General features: G+C 69.4%; 18 protein-coding genes. 7 read left to right on the top strand and 11 right to left on the bottom strand.

Annotated elements, in window-relative coordinates; all coding sequences use genetic code 11:
• Positions 1-151 precede the first annotated feature (151 nt).
• Entirely contained in the window at positions 152-1,228 is a 1,077-nt protein-coding gene (locus tag ACNFOC_RS21770; RefSeq protein ID WP_416960765.1) for a peptidoglycan-binding domain-containing protein, read from the bottom strand.
• A 157-nt stretch (positions 1,229-1,385) separates the two neighbouring features.
• On the opposite strand from ACNFOC_RS21770, the gene ACNFOC_RS21765 reads away from it, so the two are divergent.
• Complete coding sequence (locus tag ACNFOC_RS21765; protein ID WP_416960764.1) at positions 1,386-3,467, top strand: DHA2 family efflux MFS transporter permease subunit; 2,082 nt, start codon at positions 1,386-1,388, stop codon at positions 3,465-3,467.
• Here the strand turns inward: ACNFOC_RS21765 and ACNFOC_RS21760 are convergent.
• Together ACNFOC_RS21760 and ACNFOC_RS21755 are read right to left on the bottom strand one after the other, a co-directional pair.
• Complete coding sequence (locus ACNFOC_RS21760) at positions 3,460-3,951, bottom strand: GNAT family N-acetyltransferase (protein ID WP_416960763.1); 492 nt, start codon at positions 3,949-3,951, stop codon at positions 3,460-3,462. The two genes, ACNFOC_RS21765 and ACNFOC_RS21760, sit on opposite strands and share 8 nt — an antisense overlap.
• A gap of 10 nt (positions 3,952-3,961) precedes the next feature.
• A complete protein-coding gene (locus tag ACNFOC_RS21755) occupies positions 3,962-4,591 on the bottom strand; it encodes a dihydrofolate reductase family protein (RefSeq protein WP_416960762.1) in 630 nt (209 codons plus the stop codon).
• 177 nt (positions 4,592-4,768) lie between these two features.
• Between ACNFOC_RS21755 and ACNFOC_RS21750 the strand changes: the two genes are divergently transcribed.
• A complete protein-coding gene (locus tag ACNFOC_RS21750) occupies positions 4,769-5,410 on the top strand; it encodes a hypothetical protein (RefSeq protein WP_416960761.1) in 642 nt (213 codons plus the stop codon).
• Between the two features lie 5 nt (positions 5,411-5,415).
• On the top strand, positions 5,416-6,162 hold the full coding sequence (locus ACNFOC_RS21745) for a hypothetical protein (protein ID WP_416960760.1): 747 nt from the start codon (positions 5,416-5,418) through the stop codon (positions 6,160-6,162).
• Between the two features lie 54 nt (positions 6,163-6,216).
• Here the strand turns inward: ACNFOC_RS21745 and ACNFOC_RS21740 are convergent, their stop codons facing one another.
• Positions 6,217-6,633 (bottom strand): DnaJ family domain-containing protein, encoded by a 417-nt coding sequence (locus ACNFOC_RS21740; RefSeq protein ID WP_416960759.1) that lies wholly within the window; start codon positions 6,631-6,633, stop codon positions 6,217-6,219.
• 83 nt (positions 6,634-6,716) lie between these two features.
• On the opposite strand from ACNFOC_RS21740, the gene ACNFOC_RS21735 reads away from it, so the two are divergent.
• Positions 6,717-7,109: an FHA domain-containing protein gene (locus ACNFOC_RS21735; protein WP_416960758.1), complete on the top strand. Its 393-nt coding sequence runs from the start codon at positions 6,717-6,719 to the stop codon at positions 7,107-7,109.
• Positions 7,110-7,161: 52 nt separating this feature from the next.
• On the opposite strand, the gene ACNFOC_RS21730 is transcribed toward ACNFOC_RS21735, so the two are convergent.
• Positions 7,162-7,842: an O-methyltransferase gene (locus ACNFOC_RS21730; RefSeq protein WP_416960757.1), complete on the bottom strand. Its 681-nt coding sequence runs from the start codon at positions 7,840-7,842 to the stop codon at positions 7,162-7,164.
• A gap of 116 nt (positions 7,843-7,958) precedes the next feature.
• On the bottom strand, positions 7,959-9,131 hold the full coding sequence (locus tag ACNFOC_RS21725) for a DUF2330 domain-containing protein (protein ID WP_416960756.1): 1,173 nt from the start codon (positions 9,129-9,131) through the stop codon (positions 7,959-7,961).
• A 228-nt stretch (positions 9,132-9,359) separates the two neighbouring features.
• On the opposite strand from ACNFOC_RS21725, the gene ACNFOC_RS21720 reads away from it, so the two are divergent.
• On the top strand, positions 9,360-11,423 hold the full coding sequence (locus tag ACNFOC_RS21720) for a bifunctional glycosyltransferase 87/phosphatase PAP2 family protein (protein WP_416960755.1): 2,064 nt from the start codon (positions 9,360-9,362) through the stop codon (positions 11,421-11,423).
• 24 nt (positions 11,424-11,447) lie between these two features.
• Here the strand turns inward: ACNFOC_RS21720 and ACNFOC_RS21715 are convergent, their stop codons facing one another.
• Genes ACNFOC_RS21715 through ACNFOC_RS21705 form a run of 3 tightly spaced genes read right to left on the bottom strand, consistent with a single transcriptional unit; the run spans position 11,448 to position 14,934 of the window.
• Complete coding sequence (locus ACNFOC_RS21715) at positions 11,448-12,584, bottom strand: alpha/beta hydrolase (protein ID WP_416960754.1); 1,137 nt, start codon at positions 12,582-12,584, stop codon at positions 11,448-11,450.
• Entirely contained in the window at positions 12,581-13,633 is a 1,053-nt protein-coding gene (locus ACNFOC_RS21710; protein ID WP_416960753.1) for a hypothetical protein, read from the bottom strand. Before ACNFOC_RS21710 ends, ACNFOC_RS21715 begins: the two co-directional genes overlap by 4 nt.
• 35 nt (positions 13,634-13,668) lie before the next feature.
• The gene (locus ACNFOC_RS21705; RefSeq protein ID WP_416960752.1) at positions 13,669-14,934 is read right to left on the bottom strand and encodes a glutamate-cysteine ligase family protein; all 1,266 of its coding nucleotides are present in this window, start codon (positions 14,932-14,934) and stop codon (positions 13,669-13,671) included.
• Positions 14,935-15,163: 229 nt separating this feature from the next.
• Between ACNFOC_RS21705 and ACNFOC_RS21700 the strand changes: the two genes are divergently transcribed.
• Positions 15,164-16,021 (top strand): alpha/beta fold hydrolase, encoded by an 858-nt coding sequence (locus ACNFOC_RS21700; protein WP_416960751.1) that lies wholly within the window; start codon positions 15,164-15,166, stop codon positions 16,019-16,021.
• Positions 16,022-16,036: 15 nt separating this feature from the next.
• On the opposite strand, the gene ACNFOC_RS21695 is transcribed toward ACNFOC_RS21700, so the two are convergent.
• Complete coding sequence (locus tag ACNFOC_RS21695) at positions 16,037-17,794, bottom strand: DUF8823 domain-containing protein (RefSeq protein ID WP_416960750.1); 1,758 nt, start codon at positions 17,792-17,794, stop codon at positions 16,037-16,039.
• A 211-nt stretch (positions 17,795-18,005) separates the two neighbouring features.
• Between ACNFOC_RS21695 and ACNFOC_RS21690 the strand changes: the two genes are divergently transcribed.
• A complete protein-coding gene (locus ACNFOC_RS21690; RefSeq protein WP_416960749.1) occupies positions 18,006-18,878 on the top strand; it encodes an SCO4651 family lipoprotein in 873 nt (290 codons plus the stop codon).
• 10 nt (positions 18,879-18,888) lie between these two features.
• On the opposite strand, the gene ACNFOC_RS21685 is transcribed toward ACNFOC_RS21690, so the two are convergent.
• Positions 18,889-19,305 (bottom strand): ATP-binding protein, encoded by a 417-nt coding sequence (locus ACNFOC_RS21685; protein ID WP_416960748.1) that lies wholly within the window; start codon positions 19,303-19,305, stop codon positions 18,889-18,891.
• Positions 19,306-19,336 lie beyond the last annotated feature (31 nt).

The following is a 19,336-nucleotide window of genomic DNA, read 5'->3' as shown; positions in this document are numbered from 1 at the left end:
GAGCACGAGCACGACCACGAGCAGGTCGAGACAGCCCAGGCCGGTGCCGGACGGCGCAGTTTCCTGCGGGCGACGGCGATGCTCGGCGCCGCCGCCACGGCCGGCGTCACACTGCCGACCGCCGCCGCGGGACAGCCCGGCCAGTGCAGCGTCACGGTTCGGTTGTTTCGGACTCCAGGTGTGCTCGTGTCGCCGTCCCGTACACGCCCAGTTCGTCGGATGTGATGCCGCGGGCGACCTGGTAGGTGCGTACCGAAGTCTGGACCTGCTTGTCGAAGACGCCGTTGTCGGGGCCGGAGTAGAGCCTCAACTGGGCCAGGCGGAGCTGGAGTTCGGTGACCTCGGGGCCTTCGTCGCCGCGTTGCAGGATCGTGGTGGGGGTGCTGTCGCCCTGGTGGTCCGTGGCGGAGGCGGTCGAGGCGCTGGTGGTGGTCGTCGGGGTGGGGCTGGGGTTCGCGGACCTGGACGCCGTGGCGGACGAGGTCGGCGACGCCGTCGGTGACGGGGTCTCGCTGAGCGACGGGGTCGGGGACGCCGACGTCGGCTGCGCGGACGTAGAACCGCTCGTGGACGGAGTTGCCGACGCCGCGCTCTTCGACGCCGTCGGGACGCTCGCCCGTACGTCCTGAGGGGCCGCCTCGTCCCGCGACGGTGACTCGTACGAGAACATGCCGCTCGCGAAACCGGCCACCGCGGCCACCGCGACGACTGCCCCCGCGGCGGCGAGGAGGACGGTACGGCGGTGGCGGCGGCGCGGGGAGGCGTCGTCGTCCGTGGGGTGTTCCGGGGTGCCCGTGCCGCTTTCGTCTCCCACGCCGTCCGCGAACAGGCTCAGGTCTGTCGGAATCGGGGCCGTGTCCGACGGTGTCCGCAGGGTGGGGAGGATCGACGTCTGCTCCTGGGAAGCCGGTGCGGCCGGTGCGGGCTTCACCATGCGCAGCAGCATCGTCTCCTCGATCGCCGGCAGCCGCTGTGTCTCACCCTCGGGTGTCGCCGGTGTGGGCGGTGTCGTCCGTGTTGTCGGAGGCGTCTGCTCCTGTGGGTTGCCGTCCAGTTCCACATACGGTCTGATCCGCAGCGGGTCGAAGTCCTCCGCCGCTGCCGCCTCCGCCGTGCGCGCGTCGCGCAGCGCGTCGGACGCCCGTTGGGTGCAGGCGCAGGACGGGGAGCCGTCGGCTGCCCGGGGTGCCCCGCACTGCGGGCATATGTGGCCCTTCGCCTCGTTCACGTGTTCGTCCCTCCCCGTCGAACTCCAGAGGTTATGCGGATCTCCTTCACGCCGTCTCCTCCGACCCCCGGAATGCGGGCTTCCATTCGGACTCAACAGGCCGTACCGGGCCATACCGATCACCATGGATGTGTAACGAGAGCCTCGGGAGGTCTTCATGGCCGACGATGCGCACGGTATGACGGGGAATGTGCAAGACGCGCAGCCACCGGAGGGGCCCCCGCGACGGGGCGGTTCCGCCCAGGAACACGTGTCGGGCAACGTCCTCGTCTCGATCGGGGCGCTGCTCCTCGGGCTGCTGCTCGCCGCCCTCGACCAGACCATCGTGTCGACCGCGCTGCCGACGATCGTCAGTGATCTCGGCGGGCTGGAACATCTGTCGTGGGTGGTCACGGCGTATCTGCTGGCCTCGACCGCCGCGACCCCGCTGTGGGGCAAACTCGGGGACCAGTACGGGCGGAAGAGGCTGTTCCAGATCGCGATCGTGATCTTTCTCGTCGGGTCCGCGCTGTGCGGCGCGGCGCAGAACATGCCCCAGCTGATCGGCTTCCGGGCATTGCAGGGGCTCGGCGGCGGTGGGCTGATCGTGCTGTCGATGGCGATCGTGGGTGATGTCGTATCGCCGCGTGAACGCGGGCGCTACCAGGGGCTGTTCGGTGCCGTGTTCGGCGCGACCAGTGTTCTCGGGCCGCTGCTCGGCGGGCTGTTCACCGAGCATCTGAGCTGGCGCTGGGTCTTCTACATCAACCTCCCCGTCGGCGTCGTCGCCCTCGCCGTCATCGCGACCGCCCTGCACATCCCGCGCAAGTCGACCCGGCACGTCATCGACTACCTCGGCACCTTCCTCATCGCCGCGGTCGCGACCTGCCTGGTGCTCGTCGCCTCGCTCGGCGGCACGACCTGGGGCTGGGGCTCGCCGCAGATCATCGGGCTCGCGGTGCTCGGCGTGGTGCTGGCGGTCGCGTTCGTCGCCGTCGAGCGGCGGGCCGCCGAACCCGTGCTCCCGCTCAAGCTGTTCCGCGTCCGCACCTTCACGCTCGCCGCCGTCATCAGCTTCATCGTCGGCTTCGCGATGTTCGGCGCGATGACCTATCTGCCGACCTTCCTCCAGGTCGTGCAGGGCATCACCCCGACCATGTCCGGCGTCCACATGCTGCCGATGGTGTTCGGCATGCTGATCTCGTCCACCGCCTCCGGCCAGATCGTCAGCCGCACCGGACGCTGGAAGGTGTTCCCCATCGCGGGCACCGGCGTCACCGCCCTCGGCCTGCTTCTGCTCCACCGCCTCGACGAGGGCAGTTCCACCGCCGAGATGAGCGCCTACTTCTTCGTCTTCGGGCTCGGACTCGGCCTGGTCATGCAGGTGTTGGTGCTCATCGTGCAGAACGCCGTGTCGTACGAGGACCTCGGCGTCGCCACCTCCGGCGCGACCTTCTTCCGGTCCATCGGCGCCTCGTTCGGCGTCGCCATCTTCGGCACGATCTTCGCGAGCCGGCTCGGCGACAAGCTCACGGATGCTCTGCGTGGTGCCTCGCTGCCGGCCGGCGTCACACCGGACGGCCTTGAGTCCGACCCGCGCGGCATCTCCCAACTGCCGGTCGCGGTACGGCCGGAGGCCCTGCACGCGTACGCGTCCTCGATCACCGACGTGTTCTTGTACGCCGCTCCCGTCGCCCTCGTCGGCTTCGTCCTGGCATGGTTCCTCAAGGAGGACAAGCTGCGCGGCTCGGTCACCGCCCCCGACGTCACCGAGACCCTCGCCAGCAACCCCGTCGAACGGTCCTCGTACGACGAGGTGTGCCGCGCGCTGTCCGTGCTCGGCACGCGGGAGGGGCGCCGCGAGATCTACCGGACGATCACTGCGAAGGCGGGCTACGACCTTCAGCCGGCGGCCAGTTGGCTGCTGCTGCGGATCAAGCGGTACGGCTGGGTGGAACCGGGTGTGCTCGCCGAGCGCAGCACCGTGCCGTTGCCTGTCATCCTCGCCGCGGTTCGGCAAGTTGAGGAGCGGCGGCTGGCCGTGCGTGAGGGGCTCGACCTCCAACTGACCGACCAGGGGCGGGAAGTGGCCGAGAAGCTGTCACGGGCTCGTGAGGAGTCCCTCGCGGAGACGCTGGGGGACTGGTGGGGGCCGGATCGGCCTACGGATCTTGTTCAGCTGGTGAAGGAGCTGAATGGGGAGTTGTGTGGGTCGGACCAGGAGCAGCCGCACAACGGGACTGCTACCAGGGTCAGGTGAGGGGCTTGCGGAACCAGTGTTCTGCGTACGGGTCGTCGTTGTGGCGGTCGGTCTCCTCGTAGCCGAGCTTTGTGTAGAGGGTGCGTGCCTCCACCAGGTCGTTCCTGGTGTCGAGGATCATCACCTTGGCGCCCAGGTCGCGGGCGGCGTCCTCGGCGGCCGTCACGAGCCTCGGGGCGCCGCCCCGGCCGCGCATCCCCTCGTAGACGAAGACCCTTGTCAGTTCGGCGGTGGTGGCGTCGAGGAGTCGTACGCCGGCGCTGCCGGCCGGCTCGCCCTCGTGCCGGGCTACCAGCAACAGGCCGCTGGGCAGGGCGAGTTCGGCGCCGGTGCGGGCGGCGATCTCGCGTTCCAGTTCGGCGGGGTCCGTGCGGTGGTTCTCGTGCAGCAGGTACCAGCGGTCGCTGACCTCGGTGTAGTACGCCCGCCAGAGCGCGGCGGCGACGGGGGAGTCGTGGGGTTCCGGGGCGATCGTCCAGGTCATACGGACATTGTCAGGAGCCGGTGGGGGCGCGGCGCAACCGGATATGGGTCACCTCGGGGGAGGAGTCCAGGACCTGGGTCTGCTTCCACTCGATGTGCGTGTCGCCCACGTTGTCGAACAGGCGTCGTCCGCCGCACGCGAGGACCGGTACGAGGTGGAGGAGGAGTTCGTCCAACCACCCGGCGCGGATGAACTGCTGGACCAGGTCGGCGCCGCCCGCGAGGGAGACGTCCTTGTCGCCGGCCGCCTCGCGGGCCAACTCCAGTGCGTGGGCGGCGCCTTCGGTGACGAAGTGGTAGGTCGTGCCGCCCTTCTTCACCACCGACTCCCGCGGGTGGTGGGTGACGACGAACACGGGGGCGTGGAACGGCGGTTCGTCGCCCCACGGGGTCTCCCCGCTGATGAACATCCCGTGGCCCATGACGACTGACCCCGGCCGCTCGGTCCACTCGGCGATCAGTGTGTCGTCCGGCCCTTCCGAGCCGCCCTTCATGCCCTGCATCCGGCGGAAGCTCCGCAGCCCGAACACCCAGGAGTGCAGCCGCTCCCCGCCGATGCCCAGCGGATGCTCCCGCCCCGACTCCGGGCCCGCGATGTACCCGTCCAGCGACATGGCCAGCCGTGCGATGACCTCACCCATGACAACCTCCTCGATCGGTTCTTACCCGTGTGTCGAACGGGGCGGGGCGGAATCGACACACCGGCGACACGAATTCCGCCGAGGTGTGGTCGTCGTTTGAAGAGGGCCTTTACGGCAACCCGGTAGAGGAACCGACCGACTACGAGAGCCGGTTGGCCAAGAACCCGGAAGGCACTCATGTCCACAGGCGTGATCATCGTTTTGATCGTGATCGTGGTCGGCGTGGTCGCTGCCGCGGCCGCCCTGGCGCTGCGTGCCCGAGGCGCGACCGGCGGCTCGGGCCTGAAGCGCCGCTTCGGGCCGGAGTACGACCGCACCGTGGCCCGGCACGACGGCGACACGAAGGCCGCCGAGCGTGAGCTCGGCGAGCGCGTCCAGGAGCACGGTTCGCTGCACGAGCAGCCGCTGGAGCCCGCGGCCCGTGAGCAGTTCCAGGCCCGTTGGGCCGCCGCCCAGGAGCTCTTCGTCGACTCGCCCCGCCAGGCCATGTCCGACGTCGACCAGCTGCTCGGCGAGGTCGCCGGCGCCCGGGGCTTCCCCGATGTCGCCGAGTACGACAAGCAGTTCGACGCGCTGTCCGTGCACCACGCGGACCACGTCCACGGTTACCGGCGCGTGCACCGCGTCGTCACCGCGCGGACGAACGGCGCACCGGAGAGCCAGGCCGGCACCGAGGAGATGCGTGAGGCCATGCTCGAAGCCCGCGCCCTCTTCGACGACCTGGTGAGCGACGACAGCCGTAGCAGCCGCAACGGGCACGGGCGCGGTGGCCGCCACTCGATCGGCTCATTCAACAAGCAGGCACTGAAGGGGAGTTGAGCTTAATGTCCGACGCGATACGGCCGACCGGCGACAACACCAACACCAACACCAACACCAACGCGAACACGAACGCGGAGCGCGCCGACCGCAAGGAAACCGACAAGACCAGCGAGCAGCGGGATGCCGAGAAGGCGTCGCGTGAGTCCGGGTCCGGCGCCAAGCCGTTCGGCAGCACGACCGCCGACGACAAGTCGGCCCCGCGTGGGTCCGAGAAGGCGACACCGCTCGGGTCGTCCGAGAGGACGCCGACGGCATCGACGCCGGCGACGACCGCATCGACGACCTCGTCGCGCGAAGCCGACCGGGCGATCCCGAGCCCCCGTACCGGCGACACGACCGGTACCGAGCGCGCCGAACGCACCGAGCAGTCCGCCCGTCCCGTGCACGCGCCCGAGCCCGCCCCCGGCATCGGTTCCGGTGCCGCCTCCGGCAACGGACGGCGCGTCCCGCAGGACGCCGAGAACGGCAGCCTGCTCCCGCACGACGAGAGCGACAAGTTCAGCCTGCGGCTACAGCACGCGGTCACCGGGTTCGTCGACGAGCCCCGGTCCGCCGTGGAGGAGGCCGACCACGTACTGGAAGAGGTCGCCGCCCGCTTCACGGAGGCCGTCACCAAGCGCCGCGCCACCCTGCACGGCTCCTGGGAGTCCAAGGGCTCGGACGGCACCCACGGCTCGGACGACACCGAGCAACTCCGTCTGGCCCTGCGGGACTACCGCGAGCTGACGGAGCGGCTTCTCCACATGTGATCGCGTCACATGTGGTCGCTCCACATGTGGTCCGTACACATGTGACCCGCCGGCTCAGTCCGTTCCGTCAATCGCCCGGCGCTCCCGCCACTCCCGCGCGACCTCTTCGACGTCGTACGGCTTCATTCCCAGCGGGGGGCCGGGCGGCGGCTTGAACATCATCTCGCGGATCTTCACGTTGACTTCGGTGATGATCTGCCGTGCGATCCGCTCCGAAGGGGCCGAGTACGCCGCGGCCAGGGCGTCCTCGGCCTCTTTGCGCAGAGCCAGCGTCGGCGGCAGCACGGAGATGCCCTCGCGGGCCATCTTCTGCTTGATCCACCACAGTTCGTCGTACGTCGTGTCCGAACCAGAGGGCAACGGCTTCCCCGCGCCCGGGAGTTGGGCGAACTCTCCGGCCTGCTCGGCGTCCCGGATCTGCTTGTCGACCCAGGACTCGAAGGACACACCCGGTGGCTTTCGCTCGGTCATGACTTCAATTGTGCCGGACGCGGTGGCGCCGGGCGATTTATCATGCGGCCGCTGCTGTAAGGACACTTCATAGGGGAGCGCACGTGCTCGAACTCACCATGGCCTCGGTCTCCGGGACGGACGAGGGCGCCACGGCCGGCATGCTGATGGCCGACGCGCCCAGTGACCCGGGCGAGGTGCTGCGGGTGGGCCGCGACGAGTCGGTGTGCCGGCTGGTGACACCGGACGACTGGCTGTTCATCTCGCGGGTCCATCTGGAGTTCCTGTGCGGACCCGAGGGCATCTGGCAGGTGAGCTGGCTACGCGGCTCCCAACCCGACCCGTCCTCCGAAGTACGCCTGATCGTCGGCGAGTACGCCCAGACCGTCGGCTACGGCGGCAGCGTGCCGTTGCCGCGCGGCGGGAGCGGCGAGATCGTCATCAAGGACCGCACCGGGCCGCGCAGCGTCAACGTCGGCTTCTATCACGAGGGTTGAGACACCAGCACCGGCGCCTGCCTCAACTCCGGTGGCCGGTAGGCGACAAGGGTCAGGCCAGTACCCGCGCCAGCGCGAAGCCGTCGTAGCCCTTCTTGCCCACCGTCTGGATCGCCGTACCGGACAGGCGCGCGTGCGAGCCGATCAACTCGATCGCCGTGCGCGTGCCTTGGACGTCCGGCGACGCGTTGTCCGGGTCGGCCACCCGGCCGCCGCGCACCACGTTGTCGACGATGATCAGGCTGCCGGGGCGGGTGAGTTTCAGGGCCCACTCGACGTAGTGCGGGTTGTTGGCCTTGTCGGCGTCGATGAAGACCAGGTCGAAGGGGGCTGGGTTCTCGGCGGTCTCGGCGGCGAGTTCGGCCAGTGACTCCAGGGCCGGGCCCACCCGTACCTCGACGATCTTGTCGAAGCCCGCGCGGGCGAGGTTGCGGGTGGCGACCTCGGCGTGCTTCGGGCTGTACTCCAGCGAGATCAGCCGGCCGTCGGCGGGCAGCGCGCGGGCCAGCCAGATCGTGCTGTAGCCGCCGAGCGTGCCGATCTCCAGGATGCGCGAGGCGCCCTGGATCTGGGCCAGGAGGTGCAGCAGCTTGCCCTCGGCGGCGGACACCGCGATCTGCGGGAGGCCGGCGGCCTCGCTGTCGCGCAGGGCCGCCTCCAACACCTCGTCGTCCGGGGTGAGTTGGCCGATGAAGTAGTCGTCGACGTCGTCCCACACCTGCGACTCGCTCATGTGCTCGTGCCTTTCGTATGTCCAGCCGTATGTCCAGTGTCCAGCCGTATGCCCAGCAGTGTGTCCGGCGACAGGTACCGGCCACCCGTGCTGGATACCCGTGCCGGCCACCCGAGTTAACTACCCGGCGCGTGCGTCGGCGGGGGTGGAAACGCCGGTGGCGGCGGGATCGCCGGTCGCCGAGACCGCCGGGAGCGCCGTACGGCCAGCAGGACACCGGTCGTCGTGAGCGCGGCCAGGCCCCCGCCGATCGTCAGCAGCCACGCCGGGATGCCCGCCACCTCGCTCAGCCGGTCCTCGTAGATCACCTGCTGGAACGTGGCGTCCGTCGCCGCGCGGCGCAGCAGGTGGTCGCCGGTGATGCGGGACGGGTCGGGGAACTCCTGGTTCACGGCGGTCAGGAACGGGGTGCCCTTGGCGAGGCCGGCCAGCGGGCCCGAGGTGGTGGTGACGCGGCCGGCGTAGGCGACCTGCGGTTGTTCTCCGCCGATCCCGCCGCTGAGCTCCATGCGGTGCGCGGCGAGGATGTACAGGCCCAGCGACTGCGGGGTGCGGGCCAGGCGGGAGAGGCGCATCGGGTAGACGGGGGACTCGGCGGCGAAGGTGAGGTGCAGCGGGTCGAGGACGCCGGTCAGGGCCTTGCCGGCGGTCGCGGGGGCCAGGCGGATCGCCACGTACTCCCAGCGCTGGTCGACGTACGGCTGAAGGGCCTGGTCAAGGCGGGACGGCAGGACGAACCCGTTCGTGCGCAACCAGTCGCCGAGCGCGTCCGGGTCGGTGGCCGTCAGCCGGGCCACGTCGAAGGGGCCGAGCCGCTCACGGCCGACCACGCCCACTCCGGGGGCCGTCGGGGCGCCGGGCGGGGCGCCACCGCCGGCGCCGCCGGAGACGAGCGGCCAGTCCCCGTCCTGGGGCCAGAAGTGGGAGCGGGCGCGGTGCGCGGGCGCGGTGCGCGCGTTCAGCGTGTCGAAGAGCGCGGGGTCGCCGAGCGTGGCCGTCGCCCGGTGTGGCACCGGCATGATCCAGGCGGCCTGGTGCGCGTCCCCGGAGACGGTGAGCCGCATCACGATCTGCTCCTGGCGCCCGTCCCAGCGCACCACGGACAGCTCGCGCCCCACCGAGACCTGCCGCGACCCGCCCGGCACCAGAGCGCCGCAGCCACATGCCCAGGCCGGGGACACCAGCGATCCGAGCTGTAGGGCGAACAGCGCCAGTACGACGGCCAGCACGCGCGCGCGTGCCCGGCGCCGCATCCACCCCCGCGGCGAAACGATCAGTAAACCGATCATCTCCACAAGCTATCGGGCCATCGGGCCCGGTCGGAAGCACACGGTTATTTGCCGTGCCCAGGCAACCCGAGGCCGACTATCGTCATCCGGACAAAAGGAGGGCGGACGTCAGGTGAAGAGGGGGTTGCCTGCGTCTCTCCCGCAGGGGGTGCGAACCTCATAGGGTTCACAGAGGGAACCACCACGCGTGTGACGCGTGGGACGAACGGGGCGGGAGGCCTACGAGGCGTGGCGAACGTGGAGCACAGCGGGCGACCGGCGGGAGCCGCGGGAGCATTCGGGTCGGATGCCGCCCAGACGGCCAGGGCACGGCTGCGCGCGGCGCGCCTGGGCCTGTGGCTGGTCGCCGCGGTCCTCGCCGTACGGCAGATGGCCGTCGTCCTCAGCACCCCGCAGGGGGACCGGCTGACCGACCTGGAGACCTGGGTCGGACCGAACGGCGTGCTTCATGTGAAGGGCTCGCTGTACGACTCGACGCAGTTCACCGGCACGCCCTTCGGCGGGCTCGTCCTCAAACCGCTCACCCGCGCGGCCGAGCAGGCCCTCGGCTGGGGCTGGACCTTCGGCACGCTGCTGCTGGTCGTCGCGCTCGGCATGGTCGTCTCCCGTGCCCTGCCCAAGCCCGTCACCCGCCGTGCCTCGCTGCTCGCCGCGCCCGTCGCGATCAGCCTGCTCATGCTGTCGCTGCCGGTGCGCAACACGCTCTGGCTCGGCCAGACCAGCATCATCCCGGTCCTGCTCGTGCTGCTCGGCTGCTTCACGGTGCGCGGCGAGCGGGCCGGCGGAGTGCTGATCGGCCTCGCCGCCGCGCTCCAGCCGACCGTGCTGCTGTTCGCGCCGCTGCTGTGGTTCACCGGCCGGCGCCGGGCCGCCGTCACCTCCGCGCTCACGTTCGCCGCGAGCGTGGCGATCGCGTGGGCGGCGATGCCGCACGACTCGTACACCTACTGGGTGCACCACATGGCAGGCGCCGGTCTCGGTGGCGCGGCGGACGGCCTCGGCAACCAGTCGCTGCACGGCGCGCTGCTGCGGCTCGGCCTCACCGGGCCGCTGGAGATCGGTGTCTTCCTGGCACTGGGCGCGGCCGTCACGTACCTGGGCCTGCGCCGGGCCGTGCGGTACGCGCGCGACGGGCAGCTTTTGCTCGCGGTCGCTGTCACCGGTTGCGCGGCGATCGCCGTGTCGCCGACGACCTGGCAGCACCAGCTGCTGTGGGTGCTGCTCGCGGTGGTCGGCCGGGTCGGCAAGCGGGCCTCGGACCGGTACGTGTGGCCGGTGGCCGTGATCCTCGTGGTCACGCTGCCCGCGAAGATGATGCTGCCGAACATGGCGGCCCTCTACCCGCTGCGCGACAACGTCGTCCTGCTCGCGGCCCTCGCCGCCGCGACCGCGATCCCGTTCCTGTCCCGCACCTCCGAGTACTACCGCCGCCCGATCCCCACGGAGTACGCCGCGCCGGTCCCGACCCGCTGGAAGCACGTCCCGCTTCTCCCGTTCCTGCGCCGCGTCCTGACCCGCCCGAACCTCCTCCTCGAACTCCTCCTGATCCGCGTCACCTACGCCGCCTACCAGCAGGTCCGCCTCGCGGCGACGGGCGGCACCAACGCGGGCGGCCGCGCCACGGCGGAGCACCACGGCCACGAGATCCTCTCGATCGAGCGCTTCCTGCACATCGACATCGAGCACGCGGTCAACCACTGGGTCGTGAAGGTCGACTTCCTCAAGGACTTCTTCAACTTCTACTACGAGTCCTTCCACTTCGTAGTCCCACTGACGGTCATGGCGGTCCTCTACTGGCGCCGCCCGGTCGACTACCGCTGGGCCCGCTCCTCCCTGGGCTTCGCCACCCTGCTCGCCCTGGTCGGCTTCTGGCTGTACCCGCTGGCCCCGCCCCGCCTGCTCCCCGGCCTCGGCATCATCGACACGGTCCACGGCGTCCAGGACTTCTCCAAGCCGGACTACGGCACCCTCACCGCCCTCACCAACCAGTACGCGGCGATGCCGTCCCTGCACTTCGGCTGGTCCCTGTGGTGCGGCGTCGTCATCTTCGCCCTCGCCCCCAAGCGGTGGATGAAGGCCCTGGGCCTCCTGCACCCCTTCTTCACCGTCTCCGCGATCGTCGCGACCGGCAACCACTGGGTCCTGGACGCGGCCGGCGGCGCGGCGGTCGTCGCCGCGGGCTTCGGCCTGTCGTACGTCTTCCAGGGCCCGAGGGCACGCTCACTGCGGCCCCAACCGCCAGAGGTCAGCACCGAGTTGGAGCCGGCGACGGGCGACCGCATTCGGAGCTGACGCTGTACGGGGCGGTTGCTCCGGTCAGCCGCCCCGGATCAGGGCTCCCACCTCGCGCTTGAGGAGTGTGTCCTGGCAGAACTCGAAATGGTCCACCCGGCGCAGATCGAAGACCTGCCTGATGCCACGCTGCCGGGCCAGCGCGACGACGTTGTTGAACCGCTGCTCGAAGTGGATCGAGAAGAACACCTTGGTCCTGTCGCTGATGGACCTGATGCGTTCGACACGCTGGAAGAAGAGCTCGTACTGGCCGTCCGGCTCCCAGTAGTCCCACAGGTCCGCCGCATGACGCTGCACCTGGCTCAGGTCCTTGCCGCTGATCTTGTGGAGGTATTCGCAGAAGTTCTGGAACTCCACGAGTTCCTCCGGGATCTGCGCTATTCGCTTCAGTTCGGCCAGGGGCTGATCCGGATTGAGGTGTGCCACCTTCCCTGAAATGACCATCGTGGAATGGTTGATGTTCGGGTCGAGCAGCAGTACCGATTTGATCTTCGGCTGTCGCTCCGGATGGTCCCGCCACAACTCGGCCAGGCGGAAGAGCATGTCGCAGCCCACGGAGAATCCCACCAGCGTGATGCGTTTGTACGGGTACTGCCGTTGCAGGTTGTTGATGGCTCCGCTGATGAGATCGGTGTGGGCGACGATTCCGATGGGGCGATATCGAGCGTCCCTGGCTTCTTCCGCGTTGTGCCCGAACAGCGTGATGGCGGCCGTGTGTTGCCGGGCGACATTCATGAACGGCCGGAAGTCGTCCGCGTCGAGGCCGAGTCCGTGCAGCAGGACGATGAGATCGGACGATTCGGTACGGCGTTCCAGATACCAGAGCTGTCGCCCTATGACCGCGTTGTCCGACGGGAGATCCTCCTCGAAGTCGTCCGCGTGGATGTCGAAGAAGCGCCTCACGACCTCGCGTCGCAGTTCGCGCCGTCGTTCGGCGAGGCCGCGGGCCCACCAGGCGAGGGAGGCGATGCCCGCGACGGCCAGGATCACCAGCGTGCCGCCGGCGACCACATGGCTCCAGGTCCACCCGATCACGGACCGCGCCTCGTCGCTGTAGATCCCGATGGCGGCCCCCAGGGTGCCCCCGACCAGGGTGACGGCGGCCTTGCGCCGGGAGACGAAGGCGACCACGCGCTCGACCAGCGGCGAATGCTGGATCATCGCCTCCAGCCCTGCCCCGCGAGCTCGTCGAACCCCTCGCGCACCGTCACGGTGCCCACGAAATGCCCGTCGGAGACATCCGCGACATGCAGCGGTTTCGGGCTGCCGTCCAGATAGGCGTGTACGACGCAGCCCATCCGGGTCAGCGCGTGGCTGGGCTCCATGCTCAACAGCAGGCTCGGGGTCCCCAGCGCGCCCACCACGGTCTCGATGATCCGCCTGGTGACGTCCTCGGTGTACTGGTAGAGCACGAAGTTGCAGGTCACCACATTGATGCGATGGGCTTCCAGGAAACCGGCCAGCGCGGGCGGGTCGAGGATGTCGAGCGGCTCCAACACCCGCTCGGTGTCCGCCGGTTCGGCCTGTTCCAGCGACCAGCGGACCTCCTCGAACCGCTGCTCGTAGTAGTCCGAGGGGCCGTGGCAGGCCCGTACCCAGTCGAGGGTGGGCAGCGGAGGCCGGTCCACGCCGGCGACGAAGGCCAGCGGAATCCTCCGGAACACAGGCGCCTGGGGTTGCCAGCGCAGGTCTCCGGCGAAGCGGTCGAATATCCGCCTGTTGTTCAGCTGGCGCGGCAGCAGCCCGATGCTGGTGCCGAGGTCGAGGAGCCGGACCCGGCGAAGGCGCCGGAACTCGGCGAAGGCTCCGACGACGAGCTGCGGCAGCAGGAACCTGCGTGCCCCGGTGTACGAGTTGGAGTGGCTCTCCATCAGCCGGGCGATGTCGTGTGTCCGCTCCGAGAGGGCTCGCGCGAGGACGGGAGTACGGTGTGACGGGGCCAGCTCCGCGCGAAACACATCCGCGAACGCCGCCTCCTGTAGGGCCAGTTGACGTACGGCGATGCCGATCAGCGTGATGGCGTGGGTGTCGCTGATGTCGGGCCGCCGCGACCACAGCGCGGCCAGCAACTCGTCCAGCCCGCCGGTCTGTTCGGACCCGGCCACCTCGCTCAGACACTCGTGGAACAGGGACCAGCCGTGGTTCCCCTGTTGGTGCCGCCCCATGTCGGTCAGGGTTTTGAGCAGTGACTCCTTGCGTGTGGAGAGCACGGTCCTGTCACTCCTTCACAGACGAGAGGCGCGGCTCACGCGACCGCCATGCGGTTCGGCAGCCGCGACTGAGCGGGAGAACGCCCCCTCAGCGTGTAGTTCTCCGCGAAACGCTCCACCGCGCCGGACACCTCCGGCGACACCCCCAGCCGGCGCACCCCGGCCAGGGCCATGAGGATCACCGTCCGGGCGAGCGCACGCAGTTCGGGATCGGCCAGACCATTCCGCGCGGCGTTGATCCAGTCGTGACGCGAGGGGACCAGGGACGCGGCCCGGATGAGCGAGGAGAGCGCGTCGGAGTTGGTCCTGTCGTCCATGAGCGCCGCCACCACGGCCACGGGCACGACCCAGTCGTCGTCCCCCTGAGCGTCGATCATGCGCAACTCGAGGTGCCCGCAGGCACGGACGGGGGGCACCAGCGACTTGAGATGGTGGAAGACGTCGTCCACGCGCACCGCTCGCGGGCCCATGCCGCGCAGCCAGTGTCCGAGGGACAGCCCGGCGGGCGCGGACTCCCACGTCGCCGCGTAGTCGTCGAACTCCTGTGACCCGTAAGGGGAGGGCAGGACATGAGCGGGTCCCGGCCGGCGTATGGACACCACTTGCGCGTCGAACGCGTACCGGGTCCACACGCTGCGCGGGTCACTGCCCGGAGGCAGCGGTCCGCTGCGGAAGCGATCGGCCCGGAACCGCAGCAACTGCCGCCCGGAGACCGCGGAGGTCTCACGCGGGCCGCACACCTCCAGCACGGGGGAGTTGGCGAAGACCGCCATCAGCACGGGCCCCAGGGAGTTGGCGATCAACCATCGCCGCGAGCGCCCGCGCCAGCCGTCCGAGCCGTCCCCGGCGTCCACGTTGACCTGCACGGACGCGGTGTTGCACAGCAGGGCGTCGCCGACGTTGCCGCGCTGCGCGTAGTAGTCCTTCAGCGCCTGGTAGCGGGGCAGCGCGATGGTGAACCGAGGACGACGGCGGTCGAGTCCGGCGCCCAGGAGCCGCATCCCCGAGGACTGCGCCCGACTCCGGAGCACGGCGAGATCGGCGGCTACGGCGTCGATGCAGCTCTGTAGCGAATTGCGGGGCGGGCCGCTCAACTCCAGTTGTCCACCGGGCTCCCAGGAGGTCCGGCCCCCTTCGGGGAGCGGGTTCCCGGCCAGCGGGGCGATGCCGGTGAGTTCCGCTGCGCTCGCGTGGCGCCCCGGATCGTCCACCGGCAGGACGAACCACTCCAGCTCCACACCTATGCGTCCCACGCGCTCACGCGACAGCGAGTGATCGAAGATCAGCCTTCGTGCGTCCAACTCACTCAACGTACTTTCCAATGAAGCACGCTCCCCCGGGCCCGTTGGATCATTCCGGTAAGTCACAGGAATCTATTGGGTGCGGGTGCTCTTTACCCATGCCCAGGGGGCCTTGAAGCATACCGACACAGGCTGGCCTAAAAATCCCGATTCCCGCACGTGTGGGTCGGGTATTGGGCTATGGTCTGGGGTCTCTGACAGCGGATTCATCATCCAGACCTTCGAGAGAGTGACCGATTTCATGACGACCGTTCCGCTTCCCGACCGTCTGGCTCATGAAAAATTCGGGCAGCTGACCTATTTGGAACGTGTGGCCGATTCTCCTACTGTCAGTCTGTTTTTTCATGGTCTGGGGCTTGATGCCACCGATTATCAGGAGTATCTGGAGACGCACGACACTCATGGGATCGCGGTGAGCCTGGCCGGTTATGCGCCAGGGAACGCGGACCCGCTTCCTCCGGTGCCGGTCGGCAGACATGTCGAGATGGTGGCGGACTTCGTCGAGTGGATCGGCCATGAGAATCCGCACAAGCGGATCATCCTGATCGGGTTCTCGCTGGGCGCTGACCTGGTATTGCAGCTCGCAGAACACTGGACGGCCGTGCCCGGTCGCCGACACCCCCGGATCGCCGGCGTTCTCCTGCTCGACCCCAATGTGAATCAGTCGACCATGACGATCTCGCGGCTCTTCGCATCCGCCGACCGCCGTGATCCCACCTCGGCGCTGAAGGAACTCGTGGGCCTGGCGAATGATCAGGCGGTGTTTCGATCATTGTGCAGTTATGCGCTCAAGATTACGTCGAAAGATTTCGGACAGGTGCATCAACTTGCCACGGACATGATCCATTACTGGGACCCCGCGGGATATGATCAGTTCGGCGCTCGCGTCACCAGGGTGGCTGAAGTCACGGACGTGGTCAAAGTCGTCCTCTCGGCCGACTACGAAGAACATTTGGACGGTATGCGGAACGCGGTGCGGCACCATGGTCTGAATTTGGCCAATGTCGAGCTCGATATTACCGGACTCGGTCATTTCGATCTCATCGAGAATGATTTTCTCTCGCGCAAGCTGAAATCCATCGGCTGAGAACCGATCCGCTGATCAGCACCGGGTGGGAGCCGGCGACGGGCGGCCGTATTCGGAGCTGATGCGGTACTCGCCCGCCGCGGGCACCGTCAGGCGGGTGAAGTCGCCGTCCTTGGCGAGGCAGGCGCCGTGGGCGCGCAGCCACGGCGAGTACGCGACGCGGACGGTGACCGGACCGGGGCGTGAGACGTGCACGACGAGGTCGGCGCTGGTCGTCCGTACGACCCTCCCCGGTTCGGAGACCAGGGGCACGGCGTCGCGGACCCGGTAGACGCGCCAGTGGGCGTCACGCCACACGGGCTGGAGCCAGTCGGGGCGGCGGTAGCGGACGAGGACGGCTTCCTGCTTCGCGTAGCCGTCCGGGGTGGCCTCGGGCAGGACGACGAACCCGACGGCCCAGTGGTCGAGCCAGGCCCGGTAGGTGGACGCGGAGAAGGTGCCGTCGTAGAAGAGGCGGGCGCGTTCCATGTCCAGCTGGCGGTTCCAGCCCCGGGCGAGGTTGATGTGCGGGGCGAGTTCGGAGGCCTCGCGGTGATCGCGGGCGGGGACGGCCTCGACACGGGTGCGACCGGAACCGAGGCGTTCCAGCGTGTGCACGACGGGTTGCGTGTCGCTGGCCCAGGCGGGGACAACGGTGGAGACTTGGAGGTCGTCGACGGTCTTCTTCCCGACCCAGGAGACGGAGAAGACGAGGGCGAGGATGAGCAGGTTGCGCCCAAGGCGGGACTGATGAACGCCGTTCAGGTGCAGCGCTTTTGAGGGGCGCGGGGCTGTATCGATATGCGGCTCCGCCGCGGGGCGCGACCAGCCCCCACGCGCCCGCAGTGAAGAAACCACCTCTCCAGCGGAACGCATACGCGGCGCACCCAGAAGCACAGCCAACAGCACCGCCGGAGCGAACAGTTCCGCGAACCGCTCCACATTCGTACCGACCGGCGACGGCACGAGATACGTCACGACAGTCCCGGCCGCGTACACCGCTCCACTCCACCGAGCGACCCGCCACGACCGAGGGGCCAGCGTCGCCACCGCGAGCCCCAGCAGAACCGGCGGCCAGATACGGCTCGGCGGCATCAACTGCTCGCCGGTGAACGGGAAGAAGAGCGTCGTCACGCCGACGACGAGTGCCGGCGGCACCATCAGCCCCGCCGCCCGCCACCAGTCCCGTACAACGAGAAACGCCGCGCCCACGACCGCCAGGAACAGCCCCGCGACAGGGCTGGCCATGGTGGCGAGGGCGGCGTAACCCGCCGTAGGAACAAGCCGCCGTTCACGGGTGAGATGCACGCACGCGGCCAGCGCGAGGGCGATACCGAGGGCGAAGGTCGTGCGGCCGGACGCGACGTTGCACCACAGGGCGAGCGAGCACAGCAGGGCGGGGCCGAGGGGCCGGCGGACACCGGTGCGGGTGACGAGGACCGCCGCCAGCCAGGAGGCCGCGAGCCCCGAGACGACGGTGACCGTGCGGACGCCCACCGCGGCCATCAAGTACGGGGAGATCAGGCTGTAGTTGGCGGTGTGCATCCCGCCGTACCAGAACAGGTTGTACGCCGATCTCCCGTGCTGCGACGCGAAGTCGGCCCACGCGTCCTGCGCGGCGAGATCACCGCCGCCGGTGGCGAGGAACGCCCACCAGACCGCATACAGAGGGAGTGTGGGGAGGGTCGCGAGGAGCGGTGCGCGGTGGCGGGCGCGGAAGTTACGGAGGAGTTGGTTCCGCTGCGGGGCCGTGTTCACCGGCCGGACCAGGGCGTGGTGTTCGGCGGGGAGCATGTGAACGGAGACGCGAAACGTGCGGGAAACGTTCATCGGCGGCGGCGGGAGTCACCGGGACGGGTGACTCCGCACACCTGCCGGTGGACGAAGGGTCTCGCCCTTGCCGCCACCGGTATACGGCTTGGCGCCGACTTGCCGTCGCCGCGTAAGATCGCACCCTTGACCAGGGTGAACACACCTGATTCCGGGGGGAATTGTGGGGATTCTGATGCGTGACTCCGTGCCGCGCAGAGCTACGGGCGTGGCGTTCGCCGCCGTGCTGCTCGGTGGGGGAGCGGCCGGCTGCGGAGCTGACTCCGCGAAGGAGGACTCGGCCGAGCTGACGCCCTCGGCGGCCGTGGCGAAGGCCGCGGAGAACTCCGAGGACATCACCTCGCTCCACTACCGGGTCACCGGCACCGTGCCCGAGCGGGGGCGCCTGACGGCCGAGGCGTCCATGAAGACGGAACCGACGGCCATGACCATGGTGATGACCGTGGCCGGTGCGCGTACGAAGGGCGGGCTGGACATCCGGTTCGTCGACGAGGCGATCTACCTCGGCGGCAGCGGCCTCGACCCGGCGAAGTCGGGTGGCAAGGGCTGGGTCAGGGCCGCGCCGGCCGTGTGGGGGCGGGGCGCGGCGAACAACAACTCCTATGGTGTGCTGCCCCGTTCGCTGGAGGTGAGCCCGGTCGTGCAGTCCACGTTCCTGGTCGGTTCCAAGGACGTGCGGAGGATCGGTACCGAGACCGTCGACGGCACCGAGGCCCTGCACTACCGGGGAACGGTCACCAGCCGCGACCTGCGCGCGGCCCAGAGCGCCGCCAAGGACAAGGCGACCCGGGACCTCCGCATGGAGCGGGTCGACCAGTTCGTGAACCAGGGTGTCGACGGCGCCCTGACCATGGACCTGTGGGTCGACGGCGACGACCACGCCAAGCGGTTCCGTGTGCGGGGCAAGACCTACGCCACGCAGAACGACACCGACGGCGGGACGCTCGACCTGACCGTCACCTTCCTCGACCTCAACCCGTCCGTGACGGTCAAGGCAGCGCCGGCCGAGGACACGACCGACCTCGCGGCCGACCCGCAGGAAGGCTGACCCCCCGAGTTCACGAACACTCGAACCACACCGTCTTCCCGCCCTCTGCCGCCCGGGTCACCCCCCACTTGTCCGTCACCGCGTCCAGGATCACGAGCCCGCGCCCGTTCTCCGACTCGGCGTCGAAGTCGGCGTGCAGGTCCGGGAGTTGGGAGGAGCTGTCGCTGACCTCGACGCGTACGCCGGCCGTCTGGCACAGCAACAGCAGCCCGCAGCGCCGGTCCGGAACATGCCGTACGACATTGGCGACCAGCTCCGTCACGGCGAGTTCGACGGCGTCGGACAGCTCCCGCATGCCCCACTCCAGGAGGAACGAGCGGACGATACGGCGGATGTGCCGGGCCGAGTGTTCACCCACGGTGAGGTGCATGACGTACTGCCGGCGGCGGGGAACGGCCAGCGTGGCGGGGGGAATTGGTTCGTTCACATTACGAGACTGGCGCCCCGTCGCTACCCTC

The sequence above is a fragment of the Streptomyces colwelliae genome (assembly GCF_048158785.1).
In the GTDB taxonomy this organism is placed as follows: domain Bacteria; phylum Actinomycetota; class Actinomycetes; order Streptomycetales; family Streptomycetaceae; genus Streptomyces.
This window is presented reverse-complemented; position numbering and strand designations above follow the sequence as displayed.

Excerpts from the sequence above, each read along its gene's own strand:
- ACNFOC_RS21765 (WP_416960764.1), top strand. The coding sequence starts at position 1,386 with ATGGCCGACGATGCGCACGGTATGACGGGGAATGTGCAAGACGCGCAG.
- ACNFOC_RS21760 (WP_416960763.1), bottom strand. The coding sequence starts at position 3,951 with ATGACCTGGACGATCGCCCCGGAACCCCACGACTCCCCCGTCGCCGCC.
- ACNFOC_RS21755 (WP_416960762.1), bottom strand. The coding sequence starts at position 4,591 with ATGGGTGAGGTCATCGCACGGCTGGCCATGTCGCTGGACGGGTACATC.
- ACNFOC_RS21750 (WP_416960761.1), top strand. The coding sequence starts at position 4,769 with ATGTCCACAGGCGTGATCATCGTTTTGATCGTGATCGTGGTCGGCGTG.
- ACNFOC_RS21745 (WP_416960760.1), top strand. The coding sequence starts at position 5,416 with ATGTCCGACGCGATACGGCCGACCGGCGACAACACCAACACCAACACC.
- ACNFOC_RS21740 (WP_416960759.1), bottom strand. The coding sequence starts at position 6,633 with ATGACCGAGCGAAAGCCACCGGGTGTGTCCTTCGAGTCCTGGGTCGAC.
- ACNFOC_RS21730 (WP_416960757.1), bottom strand. The coding sequence starts at position 7,842 with ATGAGCGAGTCGCAGGTGTGGGACGACGTCGACGACTACTTCATCGGC.
- ACNFOC_RS21725 (WP_416960756.1), bottom strand. The coding sequence starts at position 9,131 with ATGATCGGTTTACTGATCGTTTCGCCGCGGGGGTGGATGCGGCGCCGG.
- ACNFOC_RS21715 (WP_416960754.1), bottom strand. The coding sequence starts at position 12,584 with ATGATCCAGCATTCGCCGCTGGTCGAGCGCGTGGTCGCCTTCGTCTCC.
- ACNFOC_RS21695 (WP_416960750.1), bottom strand. The coding sequence starts at position 17,794 with ATGCTCCCCGCCGAACACCACGCCCTGGTCCGGCCGGTGAACACGGCC.
- ACNFOC_RS21690 (WP_416960749.1), top strand. The coding sequence starts at position 18,006 with ATGCGTGACTCCGTGCCGCGCAGAGCTACGGGCGTGGCGTTCGCCGCC.